This window comes from Tardiphaga alba (genome assembly GCF_018279705.1).
In the GTDB taxonomy this organism is placed as follows: domain Bacteria; phylum Pseudomonadota; class Alphaproteobacteria; order Rhizobiales; family Xanthobacteraceae; genus Tardiphaga; species Tardiphaga alba.
On the sequence record NZ_CP036498.1, the window covers coordinates 3670275 to 3697260 of the forward strand.

The 26986-nt window shown below is 61.7% G+C and carries 25 protein-coding genes and 2 pseudogenes; 14 read left to right on the forward strand and 13 right to left on the reverse strand.

All coding sequences use genetic code 11. The annotated features are described in order from the left end of the window. Positions 1-16 precede the first annotated feature (16 nt). Positions 17-184 carry a 50S ribosomal protein L33 gene (gene rpmG, locus RPMA_RS17365; RefSeq protein ID WP_211908954.1) on the forward strand — a complete coding sequence of 56 codons (168 nt, stop codon included), beginning with the start codon at positions 17-19 and terminating at the stop codon, positions 182-184. A 228-nt stretch (positions 185-412) separates the two neighbouring features. Then, positions 413-1192 carry a hypothetical protein gene (locus tag RPMA_RS17370; RefSeq protein WP_211908955.1) on the forward strand — a complete coding sequence of 260 codons (780 nt, stop codon included), beginning with the start codon at positions 413-415 and terminating at the stop codon, positions 1190-1192. A gap of 61 nt (positions 1193-1253) precedes the next feature. Here RPMA_RS17370 and RPMA_RS17375 read toward each other — a convergent pair whose 3' ends face one another. Next, entirely contained in the window at positions 1254-2627 is a 1374-nt protein-coding gene (locus RPMA_RS17375) for a PleD family two-component system response regulator (RefSeq protein ID WP_211908956.1), read from the reverse strand. Between the two features lie 10 nt (positions 2628-2637). After that, a complete protein-coding gene (locus RPMA_RS17380; RefSeq protein WP_211908957.1) occupies positions 2638-3003 on the reverse strand; it encodes a response regulator in 366 nt (121 codons plus the stop codon). Between the two features lie 184 nt (positions 3004-3187). On the opposite strand from RPMA_RS17380, the gene RPMA_RS17385 reads away from it, so the two are divergent. Together RPMA_RS17385 and RPMA_RS17390 are read left to right on the forward strand one after the other, a co-directional pair. Then, positions 3188-3481: a DUF3572 domain-containing protein gene (locus RPMA_RS17385; protein WP_211908958.1), complete on the forward strand. Its 294-nt coding sequence runs from the start codon at positions 3188-3190 to the stop codon at positions 3479-3481. After that, a complete protein-coding gene (locus RPMA_RS17390; protein WP_211908959.1) occupies positions 3478-4773 on the forward strand; it encodes a DNA polymerase IV in 1296 nt (431 codons plus the stop codon). The genes RPMA_RS17385 and RPMA_RS17390 overlap by 4 nt, the downstream gene beginning before the upstream one ends. 240 nt (positions 4774-5013) lie before the next feature. Here RPMA_RS17390 and RPMA_RS17395 read toward each other — a convergent pair whose 3' ends face one another. Next, complete coding sequence (locus RPMA_RS17395; RefSeq protein WP_211908960.1) at positions 5014-6060, reverse strand: peptidase M29; 1047 nt, start codon at positions 6058-6060, stop codon at positions 5014-5016. A gap of 297 nt (positions 6061-6357) precedes the next feature. Here RPMA_RS17395 and RPMA_RS17400 point away from each other — a divergent pair, with 297 nt between their 5' ends. After that, positions 6358-7203, forward strand: coding sequence for a flavin reductase (locus RPMA_RS17400; protein ID WP_211908961.1), 846 nt, complete (start codon positions 6358-6360; stop codon positions 7201-7203). 59 nt (positions 7204-7262) lie between these two features. Here RPMA_RS17400 and RPMA_RS17405 read toward each other — a convergent pair whose 3' ends face one another. After that, on the reverse strand, positions 7263-8249 hold the full coding sequence (locus tag RPMA_RS17405; protein ID WP_408056447.1) for an ABC transporter substrate-binding protein: 987 nt from the start codon (positions 8247-8249) through the stop codon (positions 7263-7265). 158 nt (positions 8250-8407) lie between these two features. On the opposite strand from RPMA_RS17405, the gene RPMA_RS17410 reads away from it, so the two are divergent. Then, positions 8408-9781 (forward strand): malonyl-CoA decarboxylase, encoded by a 1374-nt coding sequence (locus tag RPMA_RS17410; protein WP_211908963.1) that lies wholly within the window; start codon positions 8408-8410, stop codon positions 9779-9781. Positions 9782-9793: 12 nt separating this feature from the next. Here the strand turns inward: RPMA_RS17410 and RPMA_RS17415 are convergent, their stop codons facing one another. Continuing rightward, entirely contained in the window at positions 9794-10663 is an 870-nt protein-coding gene (locus RPMA_RS17415) for a cell envelope integrity EipB family protein (protein WP_211908964.1), read from the reverse strand. A gap of 263 nt (positions 10664-10926) precedes the next feature. On the opposite strand from RPMA_RS17415, the gene RPMA_RS17420 reads away from it, so the two are divergent. The 4 genes from RPMA_RS17420 to RPMA_RS17435 all read left to right on the forward strand — a co-directional run bounded on the left by RPMA_RS17420 (position 10927) and on the right by RPMA_RS17435 (position 13995). Further along, entirely contained in the window at positions 10927-11394 is a 468-nt protein-coding gene (locus tag RPMA_RS17420; RefSeq protein ID WP_211908965.1) for a RidA family protein, read from the forward strand. A gap of 27 nt (positions 11395-11421) precedes the next feature. Further along, positions 11422-12174: a glycerophosphodiester phosphodiesterase gene (locus RPMA_RS17425; RefSeq protein ID WP_211908966.1), complete on the forward strand. Its 753-nt coding sequence runs from the start codon at positions 11422-11424 to the stop codon at positions 12172-12174. Positions 12175-12265: 91 nt separating this feature from the next. Then, positions 12266-13513, forward strand: a complete 1248-nt coding sequence (locus RPMA_RS17430) for a GNAT family N-acetyltransferase (protein ID WP_211908967.1) — start codon at positions 12266-12268, stop codon at positions 13511-13513. 50 nt (positions 13514-13563) lie between these two features. Next, positions 13564-13995 carry an HIT family protein gene (locus RPMA_RS17435; protein WP_211908968.1) on the forward strand — a complete coding sequence of 144 codons (432 nt, stop codon included), beginning with the start codon at positions 13564-13566 and terminating at the stop codon, positions 13993-13995. 4 nt (positions 13996-13999) lie between these two features. Here RPMA_RS17435 and tsaA read toward each other — a convergent pair whose 3' ends face one another. The 5 genes and pseudogenes from tsaA to RPMA_RS17460 form a co-directional block, all read right to left on the reverse strand. Continuing rightward, the gene (gene tsaA / locus RPMA_RS17440; RefSeq protein ID WP_211908969.1) at positions 14000-14491 is read right to left on the reverse strand and encodes a tRNA (N6-threonylcarbamoyladenosine(37)-N6)-methyltransferase TrmO; all 492 of its coding nucleotides are present in this window, start codon (positions 14489-14491) and stop codon (positions 14000-14002) included. A 14-nt stretch (positions 14492-14505) separates the two neighbouring features. Next, positions 14506-15492, reverse strand: coding sequence for a Bug family tripartite tricarboxylate transporter substrate binding protein (locus tag RPMA_RS17445; protein ID WP_211908970.1), 987 nt, complete (start codon positions 15490-15492; stop codon positions 14506-14508). 90 nt (positions 15493-15582) lie between these two features. Then, positions 15583-15927, reverse strand: a complete 345-nt coding sequence (locus RPMA_RS17450; protein WP_211913712.1) for an AzlD domain-containing protein — start codon at positions 15925-15927, stop codon at positions 15583-15585. A 5-nt stretch (positions 15928-15932) separates the two neighbouring features. Further along, positions 15933-16666 (reverse strand): annotated as a pseudogene (locus tag RPMA_RS17455) (AzlC family ABC transporter permease). Positions 16667-16751: 85 nt separating this feature from the next. Then, a complete protein-coding gene (locus tag RPMA_RS17460) occupies positions 16752-17708 on the reverse strand; it encodes a transglycosylase SLT domain-containing protein (RefSeq protein ID WP_408056448.1) in 957 nt (318 codons plus the stop codon). Positions 17709-17797: 89 nt separating this feature from the next. Here RPMA_RS17460 and RPMA_RS17465 point away from each other — a divergent pair, with 89 nt between their 5' ends. After that, the gene (locus RPMA_RS17465) at positions 17798-18733 is read left to right on the forward strand and encodes a glycine/sarcosine/betaine reductase selenoprotein B family protein (RefSeq protein ID WP_211908971.1); all 936 of its coding nucleotides are present in this window, start codon (positions 17798-17800) and stop codon (positions 18731-18733) included. A gap of 130 nt (positions 18734-18863) precedes the next feature. Next, positions 18864-19127, forward strand: a complete 264-nt coding sequence (locus RPMA_RS17470) for a hypothetical protein (protein WP_211908972.1) — start codon at positions 18864-18866, stop codon at positions 19125-19127. 133 nt (positions 19128-19260) lie between these two features. On the opposite strand, the pseudogene clpA reads toward RPMA_RS17470, so the two are convergent. Together clpA and clpS are read right to left on the reverse strand one after the other, a co-directional pair. Further along, a pseudogene (gene clpA, locus RPMA_RS17475) lies at positions 19261-21656 on the reverse strand (ATP-dependent Clp protease ATP-binding subunit ClpA). Between the two features lie 283 nt (positions 21657-21939). Continuing rightward, positions 21940-22272, reverse strand: a complete 333-nt coding sequence (clpS, locus tag RPMA_RS17480) for an ATP-dependent Clp protease adapter ClpS (RefSeq protein WP_211913714.1) — start codon at positions 22270-22272, stop codon at positions 21940-21942. A gap of 558 nt (positions 22273-22830) precedes the next feature. Between clpS and RPMA_RS17485 the strand changes: the two genes are divergently transcribed. Then, positions 22831-24174 carry a TadE/TadG family type IV pilus assembly protein gene (locus tag RPMA_RS17485; protein WP_211908973.1) on the forward strand — a complete coding sequence of 448 codons (1344 nt, stop codon included), beginning with the start codon at positions 22831-22833 and terminating at the stop codon, positions 24172-24174. Between the two features lie 69 nt (positions 24175-24243). Here RPMA_RS17485 and RPMA_RS17490 read toward each other — a convergent pair whose 3' ends face one another. Next, positions 24244-24579, reverse strand: a complete 336-nt coding sequence (locus tag RPMA_RS17490; RefSeq protein ID WP_211908975.1) for a phasin family protein — start codon at positions 24577-24579, stop codon at positions 24244-24246. 390 nt (positions 24580-24969) lie between these two features. Here RPMA_RS17490 and RPMA_RS17495 point away from each other — a divergent pair, with 390 nt between their 5' ends. Then, entirely contained in the window at positions 24970-26796 is a 1827-nt protein-coding gene (locus RPMA_RS17495) for a D-alanyl-D-alanine carboxypeptidase (RefSeq protein ID WP_211908976.1), read from the forward strand. Positions 26797-26986 lie beyond the last annotated feature (190 nt).

Consider the following 26986-nt stretch of genomic DNA (forward strand, 5'->3'; position numbering starts at 1 on the left):
CATTCAGAGGTTCACCATGGCCAAAGCGGTCACCATCAAGATCAAGCTCGTCTCCACCGCGGACACCGGCTTTTATTACACCGCCAAGAAGAACTCGCGCACCATGACCGACAAGATGGTCAAGAAGAAGTACGACCCGGTCGCGCGCAAGCACGTCGAGTTCAAGGAAGCCAAGATCAAGTAAGAGAGATCAAGTAAGCGCGCTGGTCGCTGCTGATGGATTTTGAACGGGCCCCTTTCGGGCCCTTTTTTTGTGCCCGTGAAGGAATTGGATTTTAGCGATCTCGTCAGCGCGGCGTTTACCTTGCCACAACTATGACGCGCACAACCCCACGTTTAAAACGTCCTGCAACCGATTTCGTGCAACAAGTAGGTATCATTCGACGCAATTCATTCCGATCGGGAGCCCCTCTTGTCGTTCCGGGACACAGACACTGCGAGCGCCAGCCAGTTCTCATCGGCCGTGTCGCTTGCCGGAAGTTTTGCGCGCTACGCGTTCTATTTCTTCGGCGCGATCGTGATGGCGATCATCGCGCTGTTCGCGATCTGGATGTGGAGCAACCGCGTCGTTACGGTCTCCGAGAAACCTGCGTTCAGGATCGCCGATGGCAGCGTTGCGCGCTTGCCGGTGAGCATGGACGTGGTCGTCGGCGGCTTCGGGCGCATCGAAGTGATGCAGTACGGGACATTGCAGAACCGCAGTACTGATCTCACTGTGGTGATGGCATTCCCGCCAAAGGATGCGCCAAACAGCGTCGTCCTCCGCGGCGACCTGCGTGAGACCCATCTGCTGCGCAATGCGCGATCCATTCGCCAGTCGACGAATTACGATCTCGAAACACGCTACGGTCCCGTTCACGCGGTCGATATGCGCATCGAGGCCGATGGCCGCTGGAAACAGTGCCTGTCCTTCAGCACCCGTTTCAATACCAATGCCGTCTCATTGATGGGCTGGGTGTGCGATGCGACCGGCACGAAGCCTGGCGCGGATGCGCTGGCCTGCGCGCTCGACAAGCTGGTGATCGAGAGACCGCTAGCGAGCAAGGAGGCCGACGCTTACATGCGCGAGCGCATGGCGCGGCCGGCGAATTGCTCGGCGAGCAACGTGTCGCAAACCATCGACGTGCGGTCGCGTTCGGTTTCGCCACCATCGCGCTGGTCACAGCCTTCGTCGCGAACGCGGCTGTATTAGCCACGACGATACAGCGATGCCGTTTTAACCTATCCCCGCTCTTTGCGGCGGAGAGCTTGACCTAAGCTGCCGCCGCGACCACGCGGTTGCGGCCGTCATGCTTGGCGCGATACAGCGCGACGTCGGCGCGCTTGAGGACGTCCGCGATCGGCTCGCCCTTTTTCTCCAGCGTTGCAAGACCGATGGAGATCGTCACTTCGATGCGCTTGTTGCCGCGGTCGATGGAGAATGGCTCGCCGGCAATCGAGCGGCGCAGGCGTTCGGCGACCATGCTTGCGACGTGCATATCGGTCTCGGGCATCACGATGACGAACTCCTCGCCACCATAGCGGCAGGCGAGATCGATGCCGCGGATCGACTTGCGGATACGCGTCGCAAATTCGCGCAGCACGTCGTCACCGCAATCGTGGCCGTAATTGTCGTTGATTGACTTGAAGTAGTCGATGTCGAGGATCATCAGCGCCAGCGGCTTGCTGCGCAGTGCCGCCTGCTCGGCCAGCGTTTCCAGATGGCTCTCCATGTAGCGGCGATTGTGCAGGCCCGTCAGGCCGTCGGTGATCGCAGCCTCGATGGAGTTCTGGACGTTGTCGCGCAGATGGTCGGTATAGCGGCGGCGGCGCACCTGCGTGCGTGCGCGCGCGAGCAGCTCGTTCTTGTCGACCGGCCGCGTCAAATAGTCGTTCACGCCGATCTCGAGACCGCGCAGCAGCCGCGCATTATTGTCGATATCTGCAATGGCGAGGATCGGGATCTGCCGCGTCCGCTCCAGCGAACGCGCCTGGCTGCACAGCCGCAACCCGTCGAAATTCTCCAGGCTGAGCGACACGATCAGGAGATCGTAATTGCCTTCGGCCGCATGGAACAGCGCCTCGGTCGGATTGGGTTCGACATCGACCGTATGTTCTGCGGCAAGGATCGGCGCCAGACGCTCATAGGACGACGGACGGTCATCGACCAGCAGGATGCGACCGCCGGTGCCGGCATCGGTCACCGCACTGCGTTCCGGCGCCTGTACGCCGATTTCCAGCGATGTCAGGGCGCGCATGCGCAGCTCGTCGGTCATCATCTTCAAACGCGTCAGCGAGCGCACGCGCGCCACCAGTACGGCGTCGGCAACGGGCTTGGTCAGAAAATCGTCGGCGCCGGCATCGAGGCCACGTACGCGATCGGACGGCGAATCCAGCGCCGTCACCATCACCACCGGAATGAAATGCGTCTTCGGATTGGCCTTGAGACGGCGGCAGACCTCGAAACCGTCCATGTCGGGCATCATGACGTCGAGCAGGATCAGGTCGCATTCCGAACGCGCGCAGATCTCCAGCGCCTGCGCACCATTGGACGCAGTGATGACATCGAAATACTCGGCCGAAAGCCGTGCTTCCAGGAGCTTGACGTTAGCGGGGATGTCATCGACGACGAGAATACGCGCTGACATGGAACGCTCCCTAACCGATAAATCGACGAACGGTCTCGATGAATTTTCCGACCGAAATAGGCTTTGACAAATAGGCCTCGCACCCGCCCTCGCGGATACGTTCTTCGTCGCCCTTCATGGCGAATGCTGTGACGGCAACGACGGGGATCATGCTGATCGATGGATCCTGTTTGATCCATCCGGTCACTTCGAGGCCGGAGACCTGCGGCAACTGGATGTCCATCAGAATCAGATCGGGGCGGAGCGAGCGGACAAGGTCGAGCGCTTCGTAGCCGTTGCTCGTGCCCACTGTCTGGTAGCCATGGGCTTCCAGCAGGTCACGGAACAGCTTCATATTGAGCTCGTTGTCCTCCACGATCAGGACGGTTTTAGCCATCCCGCCCTCCAATCCCGAAATAAACGGTGTTATCTGCGCCTGGCCTGAACCCGGCGCCGGCGATGCAATGCCGCCGAATGACCCTTCTCACCGCCGAAAAATCCCATCTCTGGAATCACTTAGGTGACTCGGGCATGATGATTCAAACTAGAGACGATAAGTTACGGAAAGGCAAACACGCGTGATGAAAAAGAGCCAGCGGCACCCCGGCGAAGTAGCTGAAATCGTTGCGATTCAGGCGCTTTCCTTTGTTGCGGGCGAGCCGGAACGGCTGGGGCTATTTCTGTCCGAGAGCGGCATCGGCCCGGAGACGCTACGCTCGGCTGCAAAGGACCCGCAATTCCTCGTGAGCGTGCTGGATTTCGTCCTGCGCGACGACGAGACCGTGCAGGCCTTCGCAAGCGCCTCGCAACTGCCGCCGACCACCGTCGCCGCCGCGCGCCAGGCGCTCGCAGGCCCGGGCAGCGATTTCTCGTGACCCCACTCCCGACAGATGTGAGCGGACCGCGCTGCTTCTGCCGGGATTGCCTTGCCGACCTCGATCTCCGCGCCAAGCGCTGCACCGCCTGCGGCTCGCCCCGGCTGGTGCGCCATCACGCGCTGCCGTCGCTGACCCTCGCCCATATCGATTGCGACGCGTTCTATGCGACCGTGGAAAAGCGGGACAATCCCGCGCTCAACGACCATCCCGTCATCATCGGCGGCGGCAAGCGTGGCGTGGTGTCGGCGGCCTGCTATATCGCACGCACTTATGGGGTCCGCTCCGCGATGCCCATGTTCAAGGCGCTCGATCTCTGCCCGGAAGCGAAGGTGATCAGGCCGGACATGGCGAAATATGTCCGCGTCGGACGCGAGGTGCGCCAAGCCATGCAGGCGCTGACGCCGCTGGTCGAGCCACTGTCCATCGATGAAGCATTCCTCGACCTCGCCGGCACGCAACGCCTTCACGGCATGATTACTGCCAAGGTGCTGGCGAAATTCGCCGCAGACGTCGAACGCGATATCGGCATCACCGTCTCTGTCGGCCTGTCCGTGAACAAGTTTCTCGCCAAGATCGCCAGCGATCTCGACAAGCCACGCGGCTTTGCCGTACTCGATCAGGCGGACGCCGTCGCCCTCCTCGCCGACAAGCCCGTGGGCTTCATCTATGGCGTCGGACCGGCAACGCAGGATCGCCTGTCGCAGCGGGGCTTTCGCAAGGTCGGCGACCTGCAGCGCGCCGATGAGACCGAACTGATGAAGCAGTTCGGCGGCGAAGGCCGACGATTGTGGCGCCTTGCGCGGGGCATCGATGACCGCCTCGTTGTCGCCGATCGCGGCGCCAAGACGATCTCGAACGAGACGACCTTCAACGAGGACATTCGCGATTTCGCCACGCTGGAGAAAATCCTGTGGCGGTTGTCAGAGAAAGTATCGGAGCGCCTGAAGAGCGGCGAGCTCTCTGGCACCACGATCACACTGAAACTGAAGACGGCTGACTTCCGCCAGCGGACCCGCTCGCAATCGATCCAGTCGCCGACGCAGCTTGCCAAACGCATTTTCGATATTAGCCGCGAGATGCTGTCGAAGGAGATCGACGGCACCGCCTTCCGCCTCATCGGCACCGGCGTCAGCGCGCTACGCCCTGGTGAAGAGGCCGGCGACGAGAACATGCTCGACCGCCGCTCGGCCCATGCCGAGCGCGCGATGGACGCACTGAAGAAGAAATTCGGCAGTGCCGCCGTGATCCGCGGGATCGCATATGACGGGCCAGAGAAGCCGCGGACGTGAGAGCAGAGCGCGGACCTAACCTCTCCCCGCATCTTGCGCGGGGAAAGGTCGGCGCGTTTTCGCGCCGGGTGAGGAGCATGCCCGTGCCCTCTCCGCCTACTCAACTCACAACAGATCGCGAAACGGGAGAAAGTCTGAGACGCAGGCCGCGTGCCCCGCCCCTCACCCGACGCCCACATGCTTCGCATGTGAACGTCGACCTCTCCCCGCGCAAAATGCGGGGAGAGGTTAAGGAAGTGCCTAACCGAACACGTCCTGAACCACACCGTCCCTGATGACGTCCACACCGTCCAGCGTGATGGTCGTCTTGAAGATCGGCAGGTCGAAATGCCCCGCCGTGTAGCGGCCGGCAAATTCATTGGCGCCGGTCGAGAACAGGAAGTTGCCGGCCACGGCGCGGATCTCGGTGCCGTTGGTGTCGCGCTGGTCATACATCTGCAACGCCTCGTAGCGCGCATTGGGATTCATGCCCCAGCCGACATGCGATACAGCATAGGCCTCGCGATCACCCCAGGCCGCGAGATAGCGCTTCATCATCTCGGCATCGGCGCCCTCTCCCGTCAGTTCGGTGAGATAGTCGTCCTTGAACAACATCTTCACCGGCGACGTCAGGTAGCGCTTGAAGGTCAGATTGATGTCGCCAGCATCCATCACCACCGTGCCATTGATGGTCTTGCTCTTCGGGAATGAGACAACGATACCGCCTGGCCAATGCGCCAGCGTGCCGGGCTTGTCGGTCCAGCCCCAGACACCGACGGTGGCGGCGCCTTCCATGTTGACGTCGAGATCGGTGCCCGCCTTGGACGTCACCTTCATATGCTTCGTGCCGCGCAGCATCTTCGCCGCCGCACGCACACGCTTCTCCAATGCACTATCCGGCACCATGCGCTCCAGCGCTTCCGGATGCTCATTGGAGATCACGAGAATGCGCGAGCCGGCCTTGAGAATGTCCGGCGTCTCCTTCGCATGCATCAGGCCTTCGATGGTGCAATCAACCACGAAGCCTGCCTGCTGCAGCGCCGACACGACGGGGCCGAGTTGCTGGATCGCTTCGGACGCGCCGGTCGAACGGATCGGGACCACCTGCTTGTTGCGGGGTGTCGGCACCACGACATGGAACGGCTTTGCGCCCATGCGCAGCAAAGCGAGCTCAGCGATGTGAACGTTCAGCGCACGCGATTGGGTCTCGGATAGGATGGCAGCGGTATCGCCCGGCTTCACCGCGCAGCGCTCGAAGATCTCGCAGAATGCGTCGATCCATTTCGCCTCGATGCGATCCGCCAGCATGCCGTTTCTCCATCCATGTTTTGTCGTGATTATCGTTGGATGATAGGCGTCGTCATGTTATATGAAAAGGAATATTTTTAGAGTTAAAAGATAGCGCGGCGCCCGTTTTCAAGGCAGTCGCGGCCATACTGGAGCGGCACCATCCATGGCGCATGACAAGCCGACCGATATAACCCTGCCCCTAAGGTCGCGAACTCCGCGCTGCCGGTCAACCCCGCAACATTCAGACAAGCCCTTGGCCAGTTCCCCACTGGCGTCACTGTCGTCACGGCGCATGCGGGCGACCATCCTGTCGGCATGACTGCAAACTCGTTCTCATCGGTGTCTCTCGATCCGCCGCTGGTGCTGTGGAGCGTCGCCAAGTCGTCACCAAGCCACGATCCGTTCGTCGAGGCCGACGCTTTCGCGATCCATTTTCTCGGCGCAGATCATGGCGAACTGGCGATGCGTTTCGGTCGACGCGGGTCCGACAAATTCGCCGACATCGCACATGCGCCGGGGATCACGGGCGCGCCATTGATCGAAGGCCTCGCGCCGATTTTCGAGTGCAAGACCTGGGCGCGCTATCCCGGCGGCGACCACACCATTTTGGTTGGAGAAGTCGTTCGCTTTGTCGAGCGCAATCACGATCCGCTGGTGTTTCACTCCGGCCAATTGGGCCGCATCGACAAGCGACAGCGACAGGCCGCGCCGCTGGCAAGCGACAGTTTTGCACGCAATTACCTGCCCTATCTGCTGGCACGCGCGAGCTTCAATGTCTCGGGCGAGTTTCATGCACGGCTGAAGGAGTGGGATCTCAGCGTGCCGGAATGGCGTGTGCTGGCCTGCCTCTCCGATGTCGAGGGACTTTCGGTTGGCGAACTCGCCGCCATGGCGCTGATGAAGCAACCCGGGCTCACCAAGGTCCTCGACAGGATGGAAAGCGACGACCTGCTCAAGCGCAAGAGTGCGTCGAGCGACCGTCGGCGAGTTACGCTCCACCTCACCGCCAAAGGCCGCGCACGCGTGAAGCCGGCACAGAAGGCAGCGCTCGAACACGAAGCGTCGCTACTGAGCCGCTTCAGCGAGGATGAGCGCGCGACCATCAAATATGCGCTGGATCTGTTGATCGACAGCGATCACGGCGACGACAGCGAGCAATGATCCTAAAAAAATGGCCGGGATTTCTCCCGGCCATTTTCGTGATGCGTCGATGTAGCGCTTTACTTGATAGGCGCGACGATCTTGCCCTTCAGGTCGGACACGTCGAGTTTCTTCGACAGCATGCCGGTCTCGACATAGACATCGAGCATCTTCTGGATGGCCGGGAAATTCGGCGCCGCGCCGGGATCACGCGCGAAGTCGTTTTCCTTCAACAGATAGGTCTCCAGCACCGGGATCGGCGCCTTCATGACCTCATTGACCACCTTCAGCGTCTCGTCGCGATTGGCGAGCGCCTTCTGCATACCAGCGGTCAGATCGCGCACATACATCTGGGCGAGTTCGGGATTCTTCTCGATGAACTCGGCACGGCAGGCTTCGAGGATATGCACGATCCCATCCTGCTGCTGCGACAACGAAAACAGCTTTCGCGTTCCGCCCTTCGCTTCCATGCGCGCTGCAAAAGGCTGGTTCATCACGGCAGAGTCGACACGGCCAGCACGCAGCGCGTCCTCGGACAGCGCAAAGCCCACCTCGACCAGCTTGACGTCCTTCGACGCGTCAAGACCGGCCTGCTTCAGCAGAATAGCCATCGGACCGTAGATGCCCGAGCCCAGCACGTTGATGGACATGGTCTTGCCCTTGAGGTCCGCGATCGTCTTGATCGGCGAGTCCTCCTTAACGGCCCAATAGACCGAGAAGCTGCCCGGCTTTTCAAACACGTGCTGCGCAACGATATTCGCCTTCAGAGCACCGCTCTGCACGCCTTGCGCGAGCGCCAAGACCGACTGTGTCGCGCAGTCGAGCGCGCCGGCTGCCAGCGCCTGGGTCATCGGCGCGGTGCCTTGAAACTGCACCCACTCGATCTTGTATTTTTTGCCAAGATCCTCGAATTCCTGCGGCCGCTTCATCATCCAGTACTTGGATTCCTCAGCCGGAATCGTCCAACCAACTTTGATGGTTTGCTGGGCAAATGCCGCGCCGCTGCTCAGCAGCGCGCCCAAAGTCAAAGCCGCCACAACGCCACGTCTCAGTGCAGTCTGCTTCATCGTGAATTTCCTCATTGCGCCAGCGAGGAATGCAAATCCCTTGCCGGAATTCAGCCACTCACAATTGTTTCATGCTTCAAATGACCGCGCAATATGCCTCGCGATGGCCTATATTGTCGCGTGTCTGGGTGACGCTGCCAGCCGGGAAATGATTCACCATGAGCAATGACTTCTTCTCTGATCTCCTCGCCTCCATTTCGGAGCGTGGCCGTAATCTCCTGAGGCTCGGTCCCGCAGCCGTCGATCCCAAACAGAATGCCATCGACCTAATCGACCTCTGCGCCGAGCTCCTGTCGGGACGCGGCGAAGCGTCGGGTACGGCGATCGCACGCGGCGTGCTCGATCGCTACAAGTCGCTCGACGATGCCGGTCGCGTCATGTTCTTCGAAACGCTGGCGCACAAATACGGCCCGGATCGCGAGCGTCTGGAAAAGGCCATCGAGGCCTGGCGCGCCAAGCCGACGGGTGAAGGCGCCGGCGCCTTGCACATCGCATCCGAGCCGCAACGGCAGGAGTTGTTCCGTCGCCTCAATCGCGCGCCCGGCGGCACGAGCGAACTGGTCAAGATGCGGGAGAACCTGCTCGACCTGAAGAACGGCAACAAGGAGCTCAACGCCGTCGACAACGACGTCGTCCATCTGTTCGCATCGTGGTTCAACAGGGGATTTCTCGTGCTGCGCAGGATCGACTGGTCGACCCCCGCCAACATCCTTGAAAAGGTCATCAAATACGAGGCCGTGCACGAGATCCACGACTGGGATGACCTGCGCCGACGCATCGACCCCGTCGATCGCCGCTGCTACGCATTCTTCCATCCGGCTCTCGTCGATGAGCCGCTGATCTTCGTGGAAGTCGCCCTCACCGAAACGATCCCCGGCGCGATTGCACCCTTGCTCGCCAAGGATCGCGAGCCGGAGCCGATCGAACGCGCGCGGACCGCCGTGTTCTATTCGATCTCGAATTGCCAGCGCGGACTCGGCGGCATTTCGTTTGGTAATTTCCTGATCAAGCAGGTGGTCGAGGAGTTGCGCCGCGAACTGCCCAAGCTCGACACTTTCGTCACACTGTCACCCGTCCCCGGCTTCATGAAGTGGCTGCAGAAGGCCGACGACCTCAACCTGTCCGATGAAGACAGCGCGCTGGTCGCGATGCTCGACGATCCGCTATGGGTGAACGACGCCGCGCTGCGCGAGCAACTCAAGCCGGTGATGGAAGGTCTTGCTGCGCACTATTTCCTGAAAGCGAAGAATGCGCGCGGCGGCCCGGTGGATTCGGTTGCCCGCTTCCATCTCGGCAATGGCGCAAGGCTGGAGAAGATCGACTGGCTCGGCGACGTCTCTGCCAAGGGCCTGCGTGAGTCGGCCAGCCTAATGGTGAACTATCTCTATCGTCTCGACGATATTGAGAAGAACCATGAGGCCTATGCCGATCACTACGAGATCGCAGCGTCCAGCGCGGTGAAGAAGCTGCTCAAGACCGAAAGCAGCGGGCTACGGCTGCTGGATAACATGCGGTTTTCGCGCGCGGAGTGAGGGCGCAAGCCCTCACTTGCAGGGCTTGCTGTCCTTGACCATGAGCTTGCTCATGGCACCGGCAATGACGAAGTCGTTGTAATCCAGCACCAGCGAGCGCGACACGCCGTTCTCGTACAGCTCGAACGACATGGCATAGACCGGCGTCTGCTCACCGCCGTCGGACTTTGCCGACTTGTCGTAATAGCTGACCGTCACCGGCCAGCGCGTCATCGTCTTCATCTTGTCATCGCTGGTCGAGGGATCCGGCGTCGCGACCTTGCGATCGCCGGGGATCCCCTGCCCGATCACCGTCAGCGTGCTGTAGACTTTCTCGCCGGTATCGGATCCGTCATAGACATTGAGTTCGAGCACCGACTTGCCATCCTTGGCCGCGGCAATGATGCGGTGAATCTGCTCCGTCGGAAACACGATGTTGCCGTCGAGCCTGAATTCCTTCGCCGCCGGCTGCTTCAGCTTGACGTTGATATGATCGCCGTCGCGCTCGGCCATGCCGTCGATGGCCGTGGCATCGTCGTTCATCTTGGTGTCGATCTTGAAGCGATAGCTCTTGCCGTCACCGGATTCCCAGCTCGTCGAACGCAGATCGCTCAGCGTGGTCTTGTCCTCTCCGGTGTTGAGCTCGGACACCTGACGGAAATCGGACGAATAGCCCTCGCACGCGCTGCCAGTGAAATTGTAGAGAATGCGGCCATTGGCAGCATTCACATTCGCATTGCCGCGCGACTTGGTGAGCTTGAGATCATATAGCGCCTGATGCGCCAGAAACGGCACACCAGCAGCTGGCGGCGCAGCATCGACGGACACCGGCGCCATCAACAAGGTCGCGCCCAGCACCGCCGAGAGAGCCTGGAAACGATGAGTCGAAGCGGTGCGGCGCATGGGTTCGTCCTGCATGTTGGAACTGCGAGCATAGAGAGCGCCCTATTGCGCCGCAACTAGGGCGCGGATGCAGGTCAGCCGCCGGCGATCCGCGGATTGCCATAATTGTCACCGATTGTGGCGTAACCCGCAGTCATCGGCGGTCTGCGAGCGCGTCGTCTGGACGTCACTTGCATGTGCGCAGTCGATAGGGGAAACAGGCCCGGCCCATCCCCGCCCCGCGGGGATCTGGTTGGGCAGAATGTCACTCTTGGGGATATCGCATGGCAGGTACGGTCGAACAGAAACTCGCGGATTTGGGGATTACCCTTCATGAGCCGGTCAGCCCGGTCGCCAATTACGTGGGCTTCGTGCGCACCGGCAATCTGTTGTTCGTCTCCGGCCAGATCTGCCTCGGCGCCGATGGCAAGCTGATCGCCAAGGGCAAACTCGGCGACAATGTCAGCCTGGAAGACGGCGTCGCCGCCGCCCGTGGCTGCGCCATCAACATCCTGGCCCAGGTCAAGGCCGCGCTCGGCGATCTCGACAAGGTCGCACGCGTCGTCCGTCTCGGCGGCTTCGTCAATGCGACGCCGGATTTCATCGACTCGCCGAAGGTCATCAACGGCGCCTCGGACCTGATGGTCGCCGCTTTCGGCGACAAGGGCCGCCACTCCCGCGCCGCCGTTGGTGTCGCCTCGCTGCCGGTCGATTGCGCCGTCGAGGTCGATGCGGTGTTCGAAGTCATCTGATCCAAGAATCGTCGCAAGGATCACCCGATGCGCGCACCTGACTGGCTGATTGCCCGCCCGGTCGCGCATCGCGGCCTGCACGACCGCGCCCCCGGCATCATCGAAAACATGCCGGGCGCGATGCACGCGGCCATTGCCGGCAATTTCTCCATCGAAGTGGACGTCCAGCTCACCGCCGATGGCGAGGCGATGGTCCACCACGATGATGAGCTCGGTCGCCTTACAGAGGGCACTGGGCTTCTCCTCACCAAGACCACCGCCGAGCTCAAAGCCGTCACTTTTAGGGACACGCCGGAGCGCATGATGTCGCTTGGCGACCTGCTCGCGCTGGTAGATGGCCGTGTCGGCCTCATCATCGAGATCAAGAGCCACTTTGACGGCGACCGTAAACTTGTTGGGCGCACAGCCGAATTGCTCAAGGCCTATCGCGGCCCAGCCGCCTGGATGTCGTTCGATCCGGATCAGGTGCTCGCCATGCGTGACATCGCGCCGGACATTCCGCGCGGCATCACTGCCCAGCGCACTTACGACGATGGCGAATGGCTGACGCTGACACAGGCCCAGCGCGACGGCATGCTCCATCTCCGCCATGCCTTCCGCACCCGGCCACATTTTGTCTCCTATTGGGTCAAGCAACTGCCCGCCCCGGCGCCCTGGATCGCCCGCAACCTGTTCGGCTGCGCGCTGATCACATGGACGGTGCGCACGCCCGAACAGGTTGCGATCACCAGGCGTCACGCGGACCAGATGACGTTTGAAGGTTTTGTCCCGGAGCCGTAAGCGTCCTCTGGGGGTCTTGAAGTGCGACACGAAGTGCCCACCTGAAGGAGCGGTCGCCGCGCTGATCGCACATGACCGGTTCAAGTGATTGATGACGTCATCGGACATTACCCTCGAAGCAGTCGGATCGATCAGCCAGGTGCCGCAAGCGGAATGGGACGCCTGCGCGACTGGCCGCGCCGTCGCCGGACAGACCCTGGCCGATGATCTGGCTGATCTCGACACGCTCTCAAGCGTCACCAGCTCAACTTCAGAAGCCCCTTATAACCCCTTCGTTTCGCACGCTTTTTTGAGCGCAGTTGAGACATCGAATTCAGCCTGCGCACGCACCGGCTGGGGTCCCCGGCACCTTCTGGCCAAGCAGGACGGCAAGATCGCCGGCATCGTGCCCTGCTACCTGAAATCCCACTCCCAGGGCGAATATGTCTTCGACCGCGGCTGGGCCGACGCGTATGAGCGCGCCGGCGGCGACTATTATCCGAAGCTGCAGGCCTCGGTTCCGTTTACCCCGGCCACCGGCCCCCGGCTGCTGATCCGCGACGGCTTCGATGTCGCGCGTGTCAGCGAGGCGCTGGCGGGCGGGCTGGTCGGGCTCTGTGAAGCGACCCAAGCCTCATCCGTGCATGTCACCTTTGCCCGCGAGGACGAATGGCGGTTTCTCGCCGAGCGCGGCTTTCTCCAGCGCACCGACCAGCAGTTTCATTTTCACAATCCCGGCTATGAAACGTTTGACGATTTCCTCGCCACGCTGAACTCCCGCCACCGCAAGGCCATCAAGCGCGAGCGCCGTGACGCGCTGGCGGCCGGCATCACGATCGAAGCGCTGTCAGGGCCTGACATCACCGAGGAGGCCTGGGACGCCTTTTTCGATTTCTACATGGAGACGGGATCGCGAAAGTGGGGCCGCCCCTACCTCACCCGCGAATTCTACACGCTGATCGGCGAAACCATGGCCGAGGACGTGGCGCTGATCATGGCGAAGCGCGACGGCAAGTTCATCGCCGGCGCCATCAATTTCATCGGCTCCGACACCCTGTTCGGCCGCCATTGGGGCGCCATCGAACATCACCCGTTCCTGCATTTCGAGGTCTGCTATTATCAGGCCATCGACTTTGCCATTCGCTGCAAACTGAAGACCGTCGAAGCCGGTGCCCAGGGCGAGCACAAGATCGCCCGCGGCTATCTCCCGCAGACCACCTACTCGGCCCATTACATCGCCGATCGCGGATTTCGCGCGGCGGTGGCGGATTATCTCAAGCGCGAGCGCAGCTATGTCGCGGAGGCCGGCCGTGAACTGGCCGAGCTCGGCCCGTTCCGCAAGGGTGATCCGGCGGCTTGACCCCGACGCCGCCGGCGGCGACATTCCCGGCGCAATTTTCGGAGGACTCCATGGTCGCGTATGACAACAACAATATCTTCGCCAAAATCCTGCGGGGCGAGCTGCCTTGTGTAAAGGTCTATGAGAACGATCACGTCCTCGCCTTCCTCGACATCATGCCGCGCTCGCCCGGCCACACGCTGGTGATCCCCAAAGCCGCTGCTCGCAACATCTTCGACATCCTGCCGGAAGATTACGCCCATGTGATCCGCGCCGCGCAGAAGATCGCAATCGCCACGAAACAGGCCTTCAACGCCGACGGCATGACCGTTGCGCAATATTCGGAGACGGCTGGTGGCCAGGTGGTGTTTCACCTGCACATGCATGTGATGCCGCGCTTCGAAGGCACGGCACTGCTGCCCGCCGCAAGCATCAAGGAAGATCCGAAGGTGCTGGAAGCGAACGCCGCCAAACTGATCGCCGCATTGAAGGCGCTGGGCTGAACACCTACTCCGTCTGAAAATCGCCGGGCTGCGGCGGCGCCAATGGCGTGAATTCGCAGCGGTCCGGCTTGATGTCGAGCAGCGGCGTCTCGTCGAGACAATCCAGCCCGCGCACCAGAACCACGGATCCCTCGATCCCCACGAGTTTCACCACCGAGGTGCCGATAGGGTTCGGCCGCACCGGCGTGCGCAGCGAGAAGATGCCGCGCGCCGTGCCGTCGTTCTTCGGACTCTGCAGCACGAGGTCGCGCCGCGACAGATGCAGCCAGTAGAGCACCTCGAGCGTGTTGTAGAGTTCGAGGTCTTTCAGACCAGCCACCCACGGCTCGAAGATTTCGAGCCGGCAGACAGGCCCGTCATGCCGGCCCTGCCGCGGCGTTTCCAGCCGCGACGTCCATGGGGTGCGGATGCGGCCGATATAGACGAGACCGGCATGGTTCGGTTTCGGTGCCTCGACGACGACTTCGCCGGCGCGGATTTCACTTTCACGAACCATGATGCATTCCTTGATCAATCCAGCGAGATATTCATCGCCTTGATCACCTTCGACCACCGCGCGCGGTCCTCGTCAACGAATTGATTGATCTCGGCGACGGTCTTCGGCTTCAGCACGGGAAAGCCGATCTTCTCCAGCGAAGCGCGGAAGGCAACGTCATTCAGCGCCTTGTCCATGCTGGCCATGACTTTTGTCACCACTTCGTCCGGCAGTTTCGACGAACCGGCCAGACCGAACCAGACGCCGACCTGATAGTCGGGGTAACCGCTCTCGATGACGGTCGGCACGTCGGGCAGATCCGGGCTGCGCTCCTTCGATGACACGCCGAGCGGCCGCAGCAGCCCGCCCTTGACCGGCGGCAGCGCCGTGGACAGCGTGTCGAACATCACCTGGATATTGCCGGACAGAAGATCGGTCAGCGCAGGTCCCGCGCCCTTATAGGGCACATGGGTCATCTCGACGCCGGCGATCTGCTTGAACATCTCACCCGCAAGATGGATCGTGCCGCCCGTTCCTGCCGAGCCGAAATTGAGCTTGCCCGGATTAGCCTTCGCATAGGCGACGAATTCCTTCACCGTCTTCGCCGGCACCGACGGATGCACTTCCATCACGACGGGCAGATCGGTGACCACCGTGAGCATGCGCAGATCCTTCTGCGGATCGTAGGGCAGCTTTTTATAGAGCAGCGGGTTGAGCACCATGATCGATGCTGCGGTCACAAACAGCGTGTAGCCATCGGGCTCCGCACGTGCGACCTGTTCGGCGGCGATGGCGCCTTGCGCGCCCGGCTTGTTCTCGACCACCGTGGTTTGCTTGAGATCCTTGCCGAGATAGTCCGCGACCAGACGTGCCAGCACATCGGTCGGTCCGCCCGCCGCATATGGCACGACGAGCTTGATGGCGCGGGACGGATATTCCGCTGCGCGGGCGAGCGGTGCAGCAATAGCTGTCGTCGCGATGATGACGGTCGATAGCAGAACGGAGCGCAGGCGCGAGGTCATTGTCTCTCCCGAAATATTCTTCTTTGATTGCGAGGAGAGTATCGGGTTCGCAGGCTTGCACAAGGCCATCCCGCGCGATGCAACAAGATGTCAGCCCAACCAGTATTTGCCGCCGACCATCATCAACTCGCCGCACAACACGCCAGCGAAGATCGAGCGTTTGAAGCCGAGAAAAACCAGCAGACCGAAAAGCACCGAGCCATAGCGCAGTGGCGCCGGAACCGTGGCAAGCGCGCCTGGCGGAGACACCAGAATCTGCGCGATCACGCCGGCTAGAATGGCGGTCGCCACCGCCCTCACCCAGACCAGGATGTCAGCTTCTTCATCAATGCCGCCGCCAAGCCACAGGCCAAGCATGCGCCAGACCTCATTGGGCATGAAACCTGCAAGCACAAGAATGACGAGCGCGTGCCAATCGCCGATGAAGGTCTGCAGCTCGCTCATCGCCGCCTCCAGCGATGCACGCCGTAAGCGATGGTGCCGGCCGAGATGCCGGAGATCAGGATATCCACGCCGGTATTGAAGAACGACACGATGGGAAAAAGCGCAAGGCCGAGCACTAGTGCGACGACATCAGGGAGCTGCTTGCAGTTGCGCGCGGTGGAGAGAAGAAAAGCGAGCGGCGTCAGCAGCAGGATTGCCGCGCCGAATAGCGGCGGCAGATTGGCGGCAAGATGATAGCCGATCCATGTCGCCGTCAGGCATGTGGTGACAAGGCCGGCACCGAGCCCGTTGACGAAGGCGATGCGCCGCTCGCGCGGCACCTGCGGCAACAAGCGGAAACACTCGACCCACAATGTCACGGCGATGAAATGCGATGGCAGGATCAAGTGCCGCTTCTTCGTCTCCGAGGTCCGCAGCATCGGCAGCACCGAAACCACCATGGGAAACAGGCGGATGCCGCTGACGCCGACAGCGATCGCGGCCTGGATCACCGTGGCGCCGGAGCCGAGCGCCGCCAGCAGGATGATCTGCGCGGGCCGGCCCAGATCAGCGCCGTACTCAGCAGCGCCCAGAACAGGCTGAAATGCGTGTCATGCGCGAGCGCGCCAATACCGACATAGGTGGCGAACAAGACAGCCGTGAGGATCGTTGAGCCGACCGACCGCAGGCCGTAGAGAAACGCCGACGTCGTCCCCTGCCATTGCGGTGAATCCAGTGCCGGTAGCGCCACGATGGTCCGTTTCTGTCCGATTGATCCCAATGCTCATTGGCTTGGGAACACCAGATTGGTCAAGAGCATGCCACGCATGGCGGCCTCACGCGCCCCGATTGCGCAGCACGAGACAAGCTTGGCCGGCCTTGTGGATCTGGCTGCATAGGCCATTCGCCTCCTCGCGCGTGTCGGCGCCGATCCGTACCTGATAGAACGGCCGGGTGCCCCGGCTGCGGAAGATCGACCTCACGAGGTTTGGATCGTGATCGCCCACCAGCGGGCGAAGCCGCGTCATCGCCCGCGCATATTGCATCAGCGCACGATCGCGATTGAAGCCGGCGGACAGCTGGACGCCCCATGGCTTCGCCTCGCCGAGCTTCACACGCACTTCCAGCTGCTCGACAAATGGATTAGGCGCTCGCCGCAGCAGCGCCATCAACTCGCGGCAGCTCGATGTCTGCGGACGCGCCGGCGCCTTGCCGTTGCGGCCAGTCACCTGCCAGTCCTCCACCGTTGCGCCGGTGATGGCCGAGACATAGTTGCGCGTCTCGCCGGGCATGTAGCCTTTGCCGTCGAGCCATTCCTGCACACGGCGCGGGCCGGCATTGTAGGCAGCGGCAGCCAGGCCGAGATTGCCGAACTGGTCGCGCAGCTCGCGCAAGAATTCCGCGGATTTCGGCAGCGCCTGCACGGGATCGAAGGGGTCGAGCAGCCGGCGCTCGGCGGCGGTGCCCGGCATGAATTGCGCGATGCCCTGCGCGCGTGCGCCACTGCGCGTCACCGGCCCCACCGCATTGGGCTGGAAGCGGCTCTCCTGCCAGATCACGCGGGCGAAAAATTCCAGCGGCAGATCATTGGCGCGCGCCGCGGACTCGATCATCAGGCACATCGCCTCGCGGGCATTCGAATCCTTGGCAAGATCGGAAGTCCCAGGCTGGATCGGCAACATGCGGTCGGCGCCGGGCTTTGCCAATTCGCTCAGCGGTAACTCGTCGGCACGCGCGGCTGGCACCAGCATCATCGCAATGCCCGTCATCGCTGCCGTGATCCATCGCGTCATGCAGGGCCCTGTGCGAGTTCCACGCCTTGAACAGTGGTTTCCAACGGGCTAGCTATGAATGAAATAAGGCGGATACGGGAGCGAAAACCATGAGCGACATGTCGAAAGAGGCTCCGGACCGCGCAGCACAGGACGATGTGCCGATCCAGTATATGGCGCGCACCCGCGCTTATTACCGCGCACTCGGCTATGACGCGCCCTATCGCTGGGCGCACAATATCGATGCGCCGTTCCAGTCGCTCAAGAAGCCGCTCGCGCAATCGCGGGTGGCCATCATCACCACCGCCGCGCCTTACAATCCCGACAAGGGCGATCAGGGCCCCGGCGCGATCTACAATGGCGGCGCAAAATTCTATCAGGTCTATGATGGCGATACGTCACAGAGCCATGACCTGCGCATCTCGCACATCGCCTATGACCGCGTGCACACCAAGGCCGACGACAGCGGCAGCTGGTTTCCCCTGCCCGCGCTCAAGCAGGCTGCCGCGCAAGGTCGCATCGGCGAAGTCGCCCCACGCTTCTTCGGCGCGCCCACCAATCGCAGCCACCGTGTCACCATCGAGACCGATGCGCCGGAGATCCTCGCCCGCGCGCAGGCCGATGGTATCGATGCCGCCATCCTCGTGCCGAACTGCCCGGTCTGCCATCAGACCGTCAGCATCGTCGCGCGCCATCTCGAAGCCAGCGGCATCCCCACCGTGGTGATGGGCTGCGCCAAGGACATCGTCGAACATGTCGGCGTGCCGCGCTTCCTGTTCAGCGATTTCCCGCTCGGCAATGCCGCCGGCAAGCCGCAGGACAAGGCCTCGCAGGCGCTGACGCTGGAACTGGCCCTTCGGCTGCTGGAATCCGCAGTCGGGCCACAGACGACCATGCAGTCTCCGCTGCGCTGGGCGCAGGATCCGGCCTGGAAGAACGACTACAACAATGTCGCTCTGCTCAGCGACGACGAGCTGGCGCGTCGCCGCGCTGAATTCGACAAGCAGAAAGACATCGCCAAAGGGCTGCGGGATACCGCAGCCTGAATTGTGGCCGGTTTTCGGCGGTCAGTCTTAAACTTGATTTACGTTAACTCCGCTTGGTCCGCTGGCACGCCTTCCGCCAATGGCGGAACTGCGTACAGTCCCGCCTGCAATCTAACGGGGACTTCGGGATATGGACGAGCGTCGCAAGCAGCCGCGCGACACGGAGAATTTTGACGCCGCCTCCGCCAGGGAGCAGAAGACGCTCACAATCGAACGTGGCAGCCGAACGTTGTCGGCCGACATTCTCTGGTCGCGCGACAATGTGATCGGAGTCTCCTTTCGCGAAGCGCGCAGTGATGACACCCGAGATTCCGACCTTGATGAGCGCGTCCGTAGAAGCGAGATGAAGAAGCGCGAGCTGCAAGAGGAAATTCAGCGATTGCTGGGGAAATAAAAACCCCGCCCTCCCCGTCGAGTTGCCGCAAGTCGCGTCTCGGAGGATGACCACTATTCCGCCCCCGGCAGAACAAACAAAAAAGGCCGGTGATCGCTCACCGGCCTTTTTCATTTTTACTGACGCGAAGCGCTTACGCCTTCACGAGGCCCTTGGCCGGGCCGGAGCCTTTGCCGGGCTTCGGTTTCTTGGCCGCGCCACGCTTGGCCGGGAGTTTCTCCGGCTTCGGCGTTACCGGGCCATCGACGAACTCGAAGCCGATGCTCTCCTGATCGACGCCGAGCACCGCTTCGTCCTTCTTGAGCACGACGCGGACATGGCCGCCATTCTTGAGCTCGCCGAACAGCAGCTCTTCGGCAAGCGGCTTCTTGATGTGCTCCTGGATCACGCGGCCCATTGGACGCGCACCCATCTGCTCGTCGTAGCCGTGCTGGATCAGCCAGGCCTTGGCGGGCTCGGACAGTTCGATGGTCACATCGCGGTCTGCCAGCTGGGCTTCCAGCTGCAGCACGAACTTCTCCACCACCATGCCGATGACATCGGAATTGAGGTGACCGAACGACACGACTGCATCCAGGCGGTTGCGGAATTCCGGCGCGAACTGCCGGTTGATCGCCTCGTGATCGTCGCCTTCCCGCTTGCTGCGGGTGAAGCCGAACGCCTGACGCGCCAGATCCGCGGCACCCGCATTGGTCGTCATGATCAGGATGACGTTGCGGAACGAGACCTGCTTGCCGTTGTGGTCGGTGAGCCGACCGTGATCCATCACCTGCAGGAGCACGTTGTAGAGATCCGGATGCGCCTTCTCGATTTCGTCGAGCAGCACCACGCAATGCGGATGCTGATCCACGCCATCGGTCAGCAAGCCACCCTGATCGAAGCCGACATAGCCGGGAGGCGCGCCGATCAGGCGCGACACCGTATGCCGCTCCATATATTCGGACATGTCGAAACGCAGCAGCTCGACGCCAAGCGACGCAGCCAACTGCTTCGCCACTTCGGTCTTGCCGACACCCGTCGGCCCGAGAACAGGTAGGAGCCGATCGGCTTCTCCGGTTCGCGCAGGCCGGCACGCGCCAGCTTGATCGATGCGGACAGCGCCTCGATGGCCTTGTCCTGCCCGAACACCACGCGCTTCAAGGTCGCTTCGAGATGCCGCAGCGTTTCGGCGTCGTCCTTCGACACGCTCTTCGGCGGGATGCGCGCCATCGTGGCGATAGTGGTCTCGATTTCCTTGATGCCGATGGTCTTCTTACGCTTGCTCTCGGTCACCAGCATCTGCGCCGCACCGGACTCGTCGATCACGTCGATCGCCTTGTCCGGCAGCTTGCGGTCATGGATGTAGCGCGACGACAGCTGTACCGCGGCCTCAATGGCTTCGTTCGTGTATTTCAGCTTGTGGTAATCCTCGAAGTAAGGCTTGAGGCCCTTGAGGATCAGGATCGCGTCATCGACGGTCGGTTCATTGACGTCGATCTTCTGGAAGCGCCGCACCAGTGCGCGGTCCTTCTCGAAGTGCTGGCGATACTCCTTGTACGTCGTCGAGCCCATGCAGCGGATGCCGCCCGAAGCCAGCGCCGGCTTCAGCAGGTTCGACGCGTCCATCGCGCCACCCGACGTCGCACCGGCACCGATCACCGTGTGGATTTCGTCAATGAACAAGATCGCATTCGGATGCGCTTCGAGCTCCTTGAGCACCTGCTTGAGGCGCTCTTCGAAATCGCCGCGATAACGCGTGCCCGCGAGCAGCGTGCCCATGTCCAGCGAGAACACGGTGGCAGCCGACAACACTTCCGGCACATCGCTGTCCACGATGCGCTTGGCCAGACCTTCGGCGATCGCCGTCTTGCCGACACCGGCTTCGCCGACAAACAGCGGATTGTTCTTCTGGCGGCGGCACAGCACCTGGATCGCGCGGTTGATCTCGGAATTACGCCCGATCACCGGATCGATCTTGCCGTCCTTCGCCTTCTTGTTGAGGTTCACGCAATAGGTGTCGAGCGCCTCGCCCTTCTTCTTGGACTCCTCGCCGTTCTTCGCCTCGGTCTCTTCATCGACGCCGCGCACCGGCCGCGCCTCGGAAACACCAGGACGCTTGGCGATGCCGTGGCTGATGTAATTGACCGCGTCGTAGCGCGTCATGTCCTGCTCCTGCAGGAAATAGGCGGCGTGGCTCTCGCGCTCGGCGAAGATCGCGATCAGCACATTGGCGCCGGTCACTTCCTCGCGACCTGATGACTGCACATGAATGACGGCGCGCTGGATGACGCGCTGAAAACCGGCCGTCGGCTTGGCATCGTCGCTGCCATCCGTCACCAGGTTTTCGAATTCGGTTTCGAGATAATTGACCAGGCTGCCGCGCAGCTTATCGAGATCAACACTACAGGCCCGCATCACCGCTGCGGCATCCGAGTCGTCCACCAGCGATAGCAGGAGGTGTTCCAGCGTCGCATATTGATGGTGGCGCTCATTCGCGATCGAGAGCGCCCGGTGCAGCGATTGTTCTAGGCTTTGAGAAAAAGTTGGCATTCCGCGTCCTCTTTGGCCCCCACCATCATGGCCATCGTTGCCCTCGCAGGCAACAAGAACCTTTCTGCATATAGTGTCGCCAGATCGTGGCGAAAGGCTGGTTCCGGCTTGATGGGAAATATGGTCGATTGTCGTCTTGACGCAGCGTTTTGCGGCGCGCGCGTCGATCTCGACCGTTCAGTTCGAGACATTCTCAAATGCGTCCGGATCCGATCAATGGCTTGCCCGACTCACCGCTCGGTACAGGCAGAAACATGTCTGTGCCGGACACGTATGTTGGGCTTTATTTCTTTTCCATCACACATTGCAGCGGGTGCTGGTGCTTCCGTGCGAAGTCCATCACCTGCGTCACCTTGGTCTCGGCGATCTCGTAGGTGTAAACACCACACTCGCCGATGCCGTGATGATGAACATGCAGCATGATCTGTGTCGCAGCCTCGGCGTCCTTCTGGAAGAACTTCTCCAGCACGTGGACGACGAATTCCATCGGCGTGTAGTCGTCGTTGAGAATGAGCACCCGATAGAGGTTCGGGCGCTTCGTCTTCGGTTTGGTCTTGGTGATGACCGACGTCGATGGACCGCCGGGGCCGCCAGACTGATTGTCGTCATCCGCCATGGCGCGGATCGTCCCACCACGGCGCCCCGACAAATGGGCGGTCGGCGCGAAAAGGCTGTTCTCGGTCATCAATGTCGAAACTGTCTGCACCATGGCGTCTGTATAAAAGTCCCCACCGGATATTGGCCAGCCCCGCCGGGCTGGCGTCCCCGAAAATCTCCGGCCAAAGGCCTTTCCGGGCCGGAATTCGCGCGGCTTGGCTAACGGGAAGGCTAAAGAACGCGCAGCCTGATCGCCGGTTGCGAAGCTGATGCGACCAATATGGGTTCCCGTAATTTTGCTGCAAGGCACGCAGGCACAGCAGAAACGGTGCTGTCTGACCATCGTGGGCGCCACTTGTCCCTCCTGGCCACAGGCCCAAGACTAAAGGTTAACAGCTCCTGTCAAACTAGATTGCCTATCCACCAGCGCCATTTAGCGGCCGTTGAGGATGATACCGAACACTTGCACCCCATCTTACCAATAGGCAGCCTTTTACCGATTTTCCGAGGACACCTTTACCACCCGTTTAGCCGTATCCCCCGAAATGATCGCCAGAAACCCATTTTGGCGGTCACCATGTCCATTCGCTCGATTTCAGACCAGGCAAGCCGTGCAGCAAAGCGCTTCCGCAGCGACGAGCGCGGCAACGTCGCGATGATCTTCGCGGTGTCGCTGGTGCCCCTCCTCGGCTTCGTCGGAGCCGCCGTCGACTATTCGCGCACCAACGCGGCGCGCACGACAATGCAGGTCGCGCTCGATTCCGCTGCGCTGATGGTGTCGAAAGATCTCGGCTCAAACCCGACCATGTCGGCAGCCGAAGTCTCGGCCAAGGCGGTGAAGTATTTCAACGCGCTCTATACGAACAGCAGCTCCAGCCCGATTGCAGTGACCGCAAGCTACACCACCAACACCAAGGATGGTTCGACCGTCACGCTGAACGGCTCGGGCAATGTGGCGACCGACTTCATGAAGATGGTCGGCTTCCCGCAAATGAACATTCTCGGCTCATCGACGACGACATGGGGATCGACCCGCATGCGCATCGCCGTGGCGCTCGACGTCACCGGCTCGATGAATTCGAGCGGCAAGCTCGCCGCCATGAAAACTGCGGCAAAGAACTTGATCGACACGTTGAGCGCTTCGTCCCGCATGACGGAAGATGTCTACATTTCGATCGTTCCATTTGCTCAGATGGTCAATGTCGGCAAAAGCAACAAGGACGCAAGCTGGCTCAAGTGGGATGACTGGGATTCGTCAAACGGCAGCTGGACGTGGAAGAACGGAAGCTGGAACTGGACTTCCTCCAGCCGCAACAACTGGAACGGTTGCGTAACGGATCGCGACCAGCCCTACGACACCACCAATGACGCGGCCACGTCATCAGCGACGCGTTACCCTGCCAATCAGTACAATGCGTGCCCGGAAGCCATTCTCGGAATGACATCTGCCTATGGCAGCAGCAACGTGCAGACGCTGAAAAACAAGATCGATGCGCTGGACGCCAACGGCGGCACCAACCAGCCCATCGGCATGGCATGGGCCTGGCAGACGCTGCAGATCGGCACCGATCCGTTCCCCGCGCCGGCCAAGGACTCAAACTACAAATACACGGATGCCATCATCCTGCTGTCGGACGGCATGAATACGATCGACCGCTGGTACGGCAACGGAAGCACGTGGTCGACACAAGTCGATGGCCGACAGAAGCTGCTGTGCGACAACATCAAGGCGCCAGTGAACGGCAAGCAGCAGACGATCATCTACACGATCCAGGTCAACACCGACGGCGACCCGGAATCGGCCATTCTCAAATATTGCGCAGACAGCGGCAACTTCTACCCGACCAGCACCGCCAGCGGCATCGCCACAGCCTTCACCGCTATCGGCAACTCGCTGAACAAGCTGCGCGTCTCCCGCTGACGCGACATGCCGCAAACAAAAAACGCCCGGCCGAAAGCCGGGCGTTTTGCTTTGAAGATCGTGTATGCGTCAGGCGCCCGGCGTCATCTTCGACATCAGGCCCTCGAACGGTTTGAACGCCTGCTTGGCGAGATCGGCATAGAGATCGCTGATCTTCTGGCCTTCCGCGACGAAATTATCGTAAGCCAGCTTCGCGTAATCCCCCTGAACTTCGAATGCCTTGTCCAGCGACTTGACCGTCGCGAGTTCGGACATCAGGGCATTGCCGTCCTCGAACGACTTTTTGGTGTAGTCGCCGACCGCCGTCGCGATCGCCTGGGCACCGGTTTGAAATTCACCGGCCGTCGCCAATGCGCTGGCAAAATGCTCCTGGCCGTAGGCCTGAATGTCCTCGATCTTGAACATGTGAAATCCCTTCCCGGATTGCTTGGGTGGGCCGCCAATGGTCATGGCCGGCCGATCTGAGTTGCGATTTATCGTGCGACGCACAAATTGGTCAACCTTATTGTGCATCGCACAATTATCGGCATTCGTGCGAAATCTGCGTGTCCGCGGCAAGATTTGCTTAACCCTTTGGCAACCCGGGCGACCTAACGTGATTCCTTGCATTGTTGCGTATTGGCCGTGAGGCCTAAAAACTGCGTGAGCACATGCTCTTAGCCAGAATGGCGAGATTCAATTGCCTTCCGTCGAGAGCCCGCTCAGGCCGACCACAACACCGAGACGAACCTCCGGTTGTCGGGCATAATTTAGCCTTACCGGTGGGGGAATGAGACCGATCTGACGGGGAAGTCCATGCTTCGCACAACTTTTGCTTCGTCGCGCACCTTCCGTGCGTGCGTCCTGGGGCTTGTCACCATCGGCATCGGCGTGGCTTTCACAGTCGATACCGCCGATGCCCGCCGGCGCCACAAAGGCAAGAGCAAGAGCCACGTCGCCCGGGTCTCCAGCTACAATCCCGCCTTCGCCACCATCATGATCGACGCCAATTCAGGCGCCGTGCTGCAGTCCACCAATCCGGACTCGCTGCGCCACCCGGCCTCTCTCACCAAGATCATGACGCTGTACATGCTGTTCGAGAAACTCGAACAGGGGAAGATTTCGCTCGACAGCGAAATGTCCGTCTCACAGCACGCTGCTTCGCAGTCGCCGACCAAGCTCGGCCTCCGCCCTGGTCAAACGCTGCGCGTCGAGGATGCGATCAAAGGCCTCGTCACCCGCTCGGCCAATGACGCCGCCGTCGTGATCGCCGAAGCGATTGCCGGCGACGAAGATGATTTCGCCAAGCTGATGACACGGAAAGCCCGCGCGCTCGGCATGAGCCGCACGGTCTATCGCAACGCCTCCGGCCTGCCCGACGATGCGCAGGTCACTACGGCCCGCGATCAGTCGGTCCTCGGCCGCGCGATCCAGGACCGTTTCCCGCGCTACTATCGCTACTTTGCCACGACCTCCTTCGTGTATCGCGGCCGCAGCATCCGCAATCACAACCGGCTGCTGGGATCCGTCGAAGGCATCGACGGCATCAAGACCGGCTATACCCGCGCCTCCGGCTTCAATCTTGTCTCCTCCATGAAGCGCGGCAACCGCTACCTCGTTGGCGTCGTGCTTGGCGGCCGCAGCGGCGGTTCGCGTGATGCCGCCATGCGGACCTTGTTGGCTGACAATCTGGACAAGGGCGCAACGCGCCGCACCGTGGCCGCCATCACCGAGCGCAGCCCGGCAGAGGCCGCCACCGAGGTCGCCGAAGTCCAGGCCCAGTCGCGTCCGACCGAAACCAAGCAGCTCAATGGCGCGATCCAGGTGGCGTCCGCCGCGCCGCCGTCGGCCGAACCGGTTGCTGCTCCAGAACCAGCACCGGCGCGCCCCGCAGCCGCCGCAGCGATCGCGCCGAACCGCTCCTTCCTGGCCGCTGCCACCGCAGCCGTGCCGCCCGCAGCAGTGCCCATGCACCAGGCCCGCAAGCCTGAGCCCGGCCCGCTCAACAGCGGCGTGATCCAGTCCGAGGCGATGCCGGCCATTCCGGGTTCGGCCGAACCCATGAAGCCCGTCCGCGTCCGTACCGTGCAGGTGAAGTCAGGGCAGTACCGTGTTGCTTCCGCCAATGCCGAGACCACGGCAGCCCCGGCAGCCACCAGCACGATCCCTGCACGCTCGGAAGCCATCGCTCGCTCGCCTGAGACCACCAATTCGCTCTATGCCCGCTCTGAAATGCCTCCCCAGCCTGCTGGCCACGGCACCGGCAACGGCATTCTCGGCGTCCTGCCGAGCTCCAGCGCCCAGCACGGCGGGACCACCATGGCCTATGCGGCGCCAGCACCGGCGCCTGCCCCACAGGCCGTGCAGCAGGCCGGTTCGATCAAACCCGCAGTGGCGCATTCCGGCTGGATCATCCAGGTCGGCGCGCTGGGTAGCGAGGGCGAAGCCAAGACCCGCCTCGACGCGGCCCGTGAGAATGCCCGCGGCGCACTCGGCAAGGCCGACCCGTTCACTGAGACCGTTGGAAACGGCAACAGGAAGCTGTACCGGGCCCGTTTCGCCGGGCTCGACCGCGATCAGGCGGAAGCCGCCTGCAAGACCCTCAAGCGTTCCGACATTCCTTGCATCACCATCAAGAACTGATCGCCGGAACTTCAGCAACAAACGACAAATGGCCGGGACGATGTCCCGGCCATTTTGCGTTTCAGGGTAAATAAATCCTGGCCCTGACAACCTCTCGTCAAGAAATCCACACTAAAAATTCAGGCAGGGAAATGATCGACCATGCCGGGCAACGGCAGGCGACGGGCGTCCTCAGAGAACAGAAGCAACT